An 8,766-nucleotide genomic window follows, 5' to 3' on the forward strand; every position below is an offset into this window, starting at 1 on the left:
TTTTTTTTTTTGAAATTTTCAAAGCTATGTCAAGAACACCGCGTAAAAAGCCTCATATGATAAGTTTCACTTAACGATAATTATAAGTAGCCAAAAAAGCGCGAACGCTTTTCTTATGTTATACTAACAATGTGTGCATAAATTACATAAGGAGGTTTTTCACGATGGCAAATGGTGAAAAAATTACAGTTCAAAATGGACAGTTAAACGTTCCAAATCACCCAATTATTCCTTTTATTGAAGGGGATGGCATTGGGCCGGATATTTGGGCGGCTGCTTCTCGGGTTCTCGACGCAGCAGTTGAAAAAGCGTATAAAGGTGAAAAGAAAATAGTTTGGACAGAAGTTCTCGCTGGTGAAAAAGCGCATAATCAAACTGGAAATTGGCTTCCTGATGAAACACTTGAAAAGATTAGAGAATACATAATTGCGATAAAAGGGCCTCTTACAACACCAATTGGCGGTGGATTTCGTTCACTTAACGTTGCATTAAGACAAGAACTTGATTTATTCGCATGTGTCCGCCCTGTTCGTTGGTTCCAAGGCGTTCCGTCACCAATCAAACGCCCAGAACTAACTGACATGGTTATTTTCCGTGAAAATACAGAAGATATTTATGCAGGAATAGAATATCAAGAAGGCACTCCTGAAGTAAAAAAAGTGATTGATTTCCTTCAAAACGAGATGGGAGTCAGCAAAATCCGCTTTCCAGAAACTTCTGGCATAGGAATTAAGCCGATCTCTGAAGAAGGAACAAAGCGACTCGTAAGAGCAGCGATTCAATATGCAATTACTGAAGGCCGTAAAAATGTGACACTCGTTCATAAAGGAAACATTATGAAATTTACTGAAGGAGCTTTCAAAAATTGGGGCTACGAAGTAGCTGAAGAAGAATTTGGCGATAAAGTATTTACATGGGCTGAATACGACCGAATTGTAGAAAAAGATGGCAAGGACGCTGCCAATAATGCGCAATCTGAAGCAGAAAAAGCAGGGAAAATCATCGTTAAAGATGCGATTGCGGATATTTTCCTACAACAAATTTTGACTCGTCCGGCTGAATTCGATGTCGTTGCTACGATGAACTTGAACGGCGACTACATCTCTGATGCACTTGCAGCGCAAGTTGGCGGAATTGGAATTGCCCCTGGAGCGAATATTAACTACGAATCAGGACATGCCATCTTTGAAGCGACACACGGGACAGCTCCAAAATATGCGGGTTTAGACAAAGTAAATCCTTCATCTGTTATTTTATCTGGTGTTTTAATGCTTGAACATCTAGGCTGGCGCGAAGCTGCTAACCTTGTGATCAATGCGATTGAAAAAACCATCGCAAGCAAGGTTGTAACTTATGATTTCGCTCGTTTAATGGAAGGTGCCACTGAAGTCAAAACTTCAGAATTTGGAGATGCATTAATTAAAAACATGGAGTAAGAAAGGAGTCCTTTCAGTGGGAATTAAACGTAAAAAAATTTCTGTCATTGGAAGTGGATTTACCGGTTCGACAACTGCTCTCATGCTAGCTCAAAAAGAGCTTGGCGATGTTGTATTAGTTGATATCCCACAAATGGAGAACCCTACAAAAGGTAAAGCGCTAGATATGCTTCAAGCAAGTCCAGTCCAAGGATTTGACTGCAATATTAAAGGTACAGCTGACTATAGTGAGACAGCCGGCTCCGATATCGTTATCATTACTGCCGGTGTTGCACGGAAACCAGGTATGAGCCGGGACGATCTCGTCAATACAAACGCAGGAATCATGAAATCCGTTTCCAAAGAAGTGGCGAAGTATTCTCCTGAAACCATTATTATCGTTTTATCAAATCCGGTTGATGCAATGACGTATACAGCATTCAAAGAAACTGGATTTCCGAAAGAACGTGTCATTGGGCAATCAGGGGTGCTAGATACTGCGCGTTTTCGTGCGTTTATCGCACAAGAATTGAACCTATCCGTCAAAGATGTGACAGGTTTTGTTCTTGGAGGCCACGGGGATGACATGGTTCCGCTCGTTCGCTATTCCTATGCAGGGGGCATTCCGTTAGAAAAATGGATTGGCAAAGAACGCTTGGAAGAAATTGTTCAACGGACCCGTACAGGCGGCGGCGAAATTGTAAATTTACTCGGCAATGGAAGTGCATACTATGCGCCGGCCGCATCTCTCGTTGAAATGGCTGAAACCATTTTGAAAGACCAACGCCGGGTGCTTCCAGTTATTGCTTACTTGGAAGGCGAGTATGGTTACGATGGCATTTACCTTGGTGTTCCGACGATTCTCGGCGGCAATGGAGTGGAAAGAGTCATTGAATTAGACTTAACAGAGGAAGAGCAAGCCCAGCTTGATAAATCAGCTGATTCGGTACGAAATGTTTTGAAAGTATTAGAATAATTCCTTTCTTATCTTAAAGAAGAGATTCGGATTCATTTTCCGATTCTCTTCTTTTTCATTTTTAGCTTTGATTTTTCATTTCGTTCGATGGTCATGGTAAAATAAAGGAAGTACGGTTCTAATGGAGGGCTCATTTTGAAAAATAAATTAGTTTTGATCGACGGAAACAGTATTTTATACAGGGCGTTTTTTGCTTTGCCGCTTCTCAGCAATTCCAAAGGTATTTATACGAATGCGGTATATGGCTTTGCCCAAATGCTTTTAAAAGTGCTTGACGAAGAAAAGCCAACACATTTGCTTGTTGCTTTTGATGCTAGCAAAAAAACATTCAGACATGAAAAGTACGAAGAATATAAAGGTGGAAGGCAAAAGACGCCGCCTGAGTTGTCTGAACAAATTCCATTTGTCCATGATTTGCTTGATGCGTTTCGCATATCGAAATATGAGCTTGAGAATTATGAAGCAGATGACGTTATCGGAACATTGTCCAAACAGGCAGAGGACGAAAACTGGGAAGTAAAAGTGATCACGGGGGATAAGGATTTACTTCAACTTGTTAGCGATCGTGTTTCTGTTGCTTTAACAAGGAAAGGAATAACCGATGTCGACACATATGATCCTGTGGCCCTAAGAGAGAGGTACGGCATCGATGCCTCGCAAATTATCGATATGAAAAGCTTAATGGGCGACCCTTCCGACAATATTCCCGGTGTTCCAGGTGTTGGCGAAAAAACGGCATTAAAATTATTGAAGCAATTTGGTTCTCTTGAAACCATTTTGAATTCGATTGATGAAATATCCGGGAAAAAAATAAAAGAAACCCTTGAAAATAACCACGATCTTGCGTTGTTAAGCAAAGAGCTTGTAACAATTGACCGCAACAGCCCTATAGAAGTTTCGTTAAATGATGTTTCGTATGGCAATTACGATCAAGAGTCAGTTGTTCGGCTGTTTACTGATTTGGAATTTAAGTCCCTTCTCGATCGGTTTGAGCATGAAGAATCCGAAGAAGCAGAGAGTGATTCAAAGATAGACATCTCTTTTGAAACAGTGACTGAACTTTCTTCTAACATGCTAAAAGGCGAAACAGCTCTTATTGTTGAAGTGATGGAAGAAAATTATCATCAAGCAGAGATTCAAGGGATTGCCATCGTAAATGAAACCGGGAAATATTTCATGACGGCGGAGGACGCATGTAAGTCGGCCGAGTTCAAACAGTGGCTGAATGATGAGACAAAGAAAAAAATCACTTTTGACAAAAAGCGGGCAGAGGTTGCGTTAGGATGGCAGAATATAGAGATAAAAGGGTTTTCATTCGATGTCCTTATCGCTTCCTACTTGCTTAATACAACGGAATCCCGCCACGACATTGCCGAAATTGCCAATAGAGAGAACATCACGTACGTCCAATCTGATGAATCGGTGTACGGGAAAGGCGCAAAAAGAAAAATGCCTGAACGTGAAGCCTTGGCAAATCATCTCATTCGAAAAGCACAGGCAGTCTATGAATTAAAGGATATATTAACCGATAAACTTGAAAAAAATGAACAATACTCCCTTTTTGATCAACTTGAAATGCCTCTTTCAAATGTACTCGCTCAAATGGAGCTTCAAGGGATAAAAGTAGACATTGATCGGTTAAAAAATATGGGGAAAGAACTTGATGAACGATTAAAAACAATCGAACAAGAGGTATACGAAGAAGCAGGTGTCAAATTTAATTTAAATTCCCCGAAACAGCTTGGGGAAGTCTTATTCGATAAACTGAATCTCCCGGTCATCAAAAAAACAAAGACAGGTTACTCAACTTCTGCAGATGTGTTGGAAAAGCTGCAAAACCAACACGAAATCATTCCGAAAATTTTACTGTATAGGCAGCTTGGCAAACTTTATTCAACGTACATTGAAGGGCTATTGAAAGTTGTAAATAACAACACAGGAAAAATTCATACGCGCTTTAATCAAGTGTTAACACAAACCGGCCGGCTCAGTTCGATAGATCCCAACCTTCAAAACATCCCAATTCGTTTGGAAGAAGGAAGAAAAATACGGCAAGCCTTTATTCCATCTAAAAAAGGCTGGGTTATCTTTGCGGCTGATTATTCTCAAATTGAATTGCGGGTACTTGCCCATATCGCCCAAGATGAAAAACTAATCCAGGCTTTCAAAGAAGATATGGATATTCATACAAAAACAGCGATGGACGTCTTCCATGTAGCAAAAGAAGAAGTCACTCCGCTTATGAGGCGCCATGCAAAAGCGGTCAATTTCGGAATTGTATATGGAATTAGCGACTACGGGCTGTCCCAAAGCTTAAGCATTACAAGAAAAGAAGCTGGCGAATTTATCGATCGTTACTTAAAAAGCTTCCCGGGCGTAAAAAGATATATGGACGAAATTGTTCAAAAAGCAAAAAGCGATGGCTTTGTCACGACATTGCTTCATAGAAGAAGATATTTGCCTGAAATCAAGAGCCGAAATTATAATTTAAGAAGCTTTGCGGAACGGACAGCAATGAACACACCGATTCAGGGCAGTGCTGCAGATATTATTAAAAAAGCGATGATTGAAATGAATAACCGCTTGCAATCAGAAAAACTTGAGACAAATATGCTTCTTCAAGTTCATGATGAGCTAATATTCGAAGCGCCAGAACATGAAATTGATAAATTAAAGCAAATTGTCCCAGAAGTTATGGAGCAGGCTGTGGAATTGGATGTGCCGCTTAAAGTCGATTACTCTTATGGCGCTACGTGGTACGATGCGAAATAATGGAATTAATAGAGATGGGGAGAAATCATGCCAGAATTGCCTGAAGTTGAAACAATCCGTAAAACCCTTGAACGTCTTGTGATTGGGAAAAAGATTAACCAAGTAAAGATTCGCTGGGGAAAAATCATTAAATTGCCTTCAGACGCGTTAGAATTTCAAACGAAATGTATGGGCCAAACGGTACATGCCATTGAACGCAGAGGTAAATTCCTCAAATTCATTTTAGACGATGATGTGCTTGTTTCCCATTTAAGAATGGAAGGCCGCTACACATTGGATCAAGGCGATGAACCGTATGATAAGCATACTCATATCATTTTTTCATTTACAGATGGAAGCGAACTCAGATATCAGGATGTAAGAAAGTTTGGAACGATGCATTTATTTATGAAAGGGTTGGAAGAACAAAATCCGCCGCTCTCCAATTTAGGAGTAGAGCCTTTATCGAGCGATTTTACGCCTGAAGTGCTCAAAACAGCGTTCGGTCAGACAACCCGAAACATCAAGTCCATTTTGCTTGACCAGTCTGTCGTAGTTGGTTTAGGCAATATCTATGTGGATGAAGTGCTGTTCCGGGCAGGCATCCATCCGCAGCAAATCGGGATCAACTTAAATGACTCCGATATCGGAAGGCTGCACAGAGAAATTGTTCTAACGTTAACTGAAGCGGTGGAACAAGGAGGAAGCACTGTCCGTTCTTACGTGAATAGCCAAGGCGAAATCGGGAAATTTCAATTTAACCATTTCGTTTACGGAAAAAAGGGCCAAGCTTGTCCGAAATGCGGCGGGGAAATCGAAAAAATGGTTGTTGCCCAACGAGGGACACACTTTTGCCCAACTTGCCAAAAAGTCCGTAAATGACGAATCGTTTTCGGATGACTTAAAATCGATTATCGTTTTTCTTACTCCTTCCATATACTATGTTAGCCCAATATAGGAAGGGGTAAAGAGTCGTGGCAGATTGGTTGGCACTTTTGCTTTTAGCTATCGCTGTCAGTTTGGATGGATTTGGCGTTGGCTTCACATACGGCTTAAGAAAAATGAAAATCCCGTTTCGCTCGCTGATGATTATTGCATCATGTTCAGCGCTTGTATTGCTGTCGGCAATGGGAATCGGATCAATCATCGGCGGATGGATTTCCCCACATCTCGCTGAAAGCCTTGGAGGCGTAATTTTAATTTTAATTGGCGCTTGGATGATCTACCGATTGAAACATCCAAATGGGAAAAAGTCAAAAAACAACCAAATGATCGTAAATTTTGAAATAAAATCATTGGGCATTGTCATTCAAGTGTTGGAAAAACCGATGGTTGCAGATTTTGATGAATCAGGAACAATCACGGGAATTGAAGCATTAATCCTTGGCTTGGCGTTATCAATGGATGCATTTGGAGCCGGCATTAGTGCCGCTTTGCTTGGCTATTCTCCTTTATTTTTGGCCATTTCAATCGCTTGCATGAGCTCAATTTTTGTTCTAAGCGGCATGAAATGTGGCCTCATATTATCAAAAATCAAATGGATGGAACGGTTTTCTCTCATACCGGGCGTTCTTTTAATCGTTCTAGGCATTTTCAAATTTTAGCCGTACAGGAAGTACGGTCTACATAATAAATAAAAACGTAATGGAGGGGATACTATGATTATTGGGTTAACTGGGGGGATTGCAAGCGGAAAAAGCACGGTTGCAGGCATGTTCGAAGAACTGGGCATTCCTGTAGTCGACGCAGATATGATTGCAAGAAAAGTCGTTGAACCAGGTGAAGAAGCATACCGTCAAATTATTGCTCATTTTGGTAAATCAGTTCTTTTTCCAGATGGCACTCTGAATCGCAAAAAACTTGGTTCCATTGTTTTTAAAAATGAAAAAGAAAGGCTTGCCTTAAATAATATCATTCACCCTGCCGTTCGTGAAAAAATGGATGAAGAGAAGAATGATTATCTTGCGAAAGGCCATCAAACCGTCGTGCTCGATATTCCGCTTCTTTTTGAAGGCAGGGACAAGAAGTCATTTGATAAAATTCTTCTCGTTGCTGTTTCGGAAGATGTACAGTTCAAACGTCTCGTGGAAAGGGATCAAATGGGGGAAGAGGACGCAGCCAATCGAATCCAGTCTCAAATGCCTATAAAGGATAAAATTCCGCTTTCCGATGCAGTGATTTACAATGACGGAACAATCGAAGAAACAAAAGAACAACTTCTCACCATTTTAGAAAAATGGGGCGTAAATTAATTGTTCCATTTTGTATATTATATGTTATACTATTGGTAAAATGAGTATAGCATATTTCGCGGAAGGGGCATCTTTATGAAAACAAAAATAGCTATTAATGGCTTCGGAAGAATTGGGAGAATGGTCTTTCGAAAAGCGATTACTCGCGATGATCTTGAAGTTGTTGCTGTGAACGCGAGCTATCCAGCCGAAACCCTTGCACATTTGATTAAGTATGACAGTGTGCATGGCACGTTTGAAGGTGATGTGGAAGCTGGAGAGAACATGTTAATTATAAATGGGAAACAAGTTAAACTTTTAAGCAACCGTGATCCAAAACAACTTCCTTGGAAAGAGTTAGGCATTGACATCGTTATTGAAGCGACAGGCAAATTCAAGTCGAAGGAAACAGCTGGATACCATATTGAAGCGGGAGCGAAAAAAGTTCTAATTACTGCCCCTGGCAAAGATGAAGATATCACGATCGTAATGGGAGTTAACGAGGAAGCATATAAAGATGATAAACACAATATCATTTCGAATGCTTCTTGTACGACGAACTGCTTGGCACCGGTCGCGAAAGCCATTGATGATGCATTTGGCATTGAAAGCGGCCTTATGACAACGGTCCACTCTTATACGAACGATCAGAAAAATATTGACAACCCGCATAAGGATTTGCGCCGAGCCAGAGCTTGCGCCATGTCGATCATTCCGACTTCAACAGGTGCAGCCAAAGCGCTGTCAAAAGTATTGCCCCAGCTTGAAGGGAAAATGAACGGGATGGCACTTCGTGTACCTACACCGAACGTTTCTCTCGTTGACCTTGTTGTTGATGTCAAAACACCTGTGACAGTAGAGTCAGTGAACCGTGTGTTGAAAGATGCTTCTGAAGGAGAGCTGCACGGTATTCTCGGCTACACGGATGAACCGCTCGTTTCAACCGATTTTAACGGAAACGAAAATTCATCCATTATTGATGGGCTTTCTACAATGGTCATGGGCGATAACAAAATCAAAATTCTTGCTTGGTATGATAACGAATGGGGATATTCCTGCCGTGTCGTTGACCTTGCAGCACATATCGGCCAAGAAATGAAAAAGCATTCAGAGGTAGGGGTTTAATAGCCCCTGCTTTTTTAGATTTTTTTTCTTCCTTGCTAATGTTGAAACATCAATTTCAGTTAAAGCCCATCGTGCAAAGTCCTAAAAATAGTATCAAATAAAACAATAAGTTCATCATGGCTTGATTGGTTAAAATACCTGGACAGATATTAAAATTATTGTAAATCTTATATGCAAAACTGCCAAGCGTGAAAAAGGAAGTACAGCTCTGAGGAGTAAATTTTGAAACTTTGCTGTTTTATAGGGAATTTATAATTATCCACATATG

7 protein-coding genes are annotated in these 8,766 nt (G+C 40.6%); all 7 read left to right on the forward strand.

The annotated features are described in order from the left end of the window. Positions 1-164: 164 nt before the first annotated feature. The 7 genes from icd (at position 165) to DCC39_RS18110 (ending at position 8,498) form a co-directional block, all read left to right on the forward strand. The gene (icd, locus tag DCC39_RS18080; RefSeq protein ID WP_116556285.1) at positions 165-1,436 is read left to right on the forward strand and encodes an NADP-dependent isocitrate dehydrogenase; all 1,272 of its coding nucleotides are present in this window, start codon (positions 165-167) and stop codon (positions 1,434-1,436) included. A 16-nt stretch (positions 1,437-1,452) separates the two neighbouring features. Continuing rightward, a complete protein-coding gene (gene mdh / locus DCC39_RS18085; RefSeq protein WP_116556286.1) occupies positions 1,453-2,391 on the forward strand; it encodes a malate dehydrogenase in 939 nt (312 codons plus the stop codon). Between the two features lie 135 nt (positions 2,392-2,526). Then, a complete protein-coding gene (gene polA / locus DCC39_RS18090) occupies positions 2,527-5,163 on the forward strand; it encodes a DNA polymerase I (protein WP_116556287.1) in 2,637 nt (878 codons plus the stop codon). Between the two features lie 27 nt (positions 5,164-5,190). Then, positions 5,191-6,024 (forward strand): DNA-formamidopyrimidine glycosylase, encoded by an 834-nt coding sequence (mutM, locus tag DCC39_RS18095; protein WP_116556288.1) that lies wholly within the window; start codon positions 5,191-5,193, stop codon positions 6,022-6,024. 92 nt (positions 6,025-6,116) lie between these two features. Continuing rightward, positions 6,117-6,746: a sporulation membrane protein YtaF gene (gene ytaF, locus DCC39_RS18100; RefSeq protein ID WP_116556289.1), complete on the forward strand. Its 630-nt coding sequence runs from the start codon at positions 6,117-6,119 to the stop codon at positions 6,744-6,746. 54 nt (positions 6,747-6,800) lie between these two features. Beyond that, complete coding sequence (gene coaE / locus DCC39_RS18105; RefSeq protein WP_116556290.1) at positions 6,801-7,394, forward strand: dephospho-CoA kinase; 594 nt, start codon at positions 6,801-6,803, stop codon at positions 7,392-7,394. A gap of 75 nt (positions 7,395-7,469) precedes the next feature. Further along, a complete protein-coding gene (locus DCC39_RS18110; protein ID WP_116556291.1) occupies positions 7,470-8,498 on the forward strand; it encodes a glyceraldehyde-3-phosphate dehydrogenase in 1,029 nt (342 codons plus the stop codon). Positions 8,499-8,766 lie beyond the last annotated feature (268 nt).

It is taken from the genome of Pueribacillus theae (genome assembly GCF_003097615.1).
In the GTDB taxonomy this organism is placed as follows: Bacteria; Bacillota; Bacilli; order Bacillales; family UBA6769; genus Pueribacillus; species Pueribacillus theae.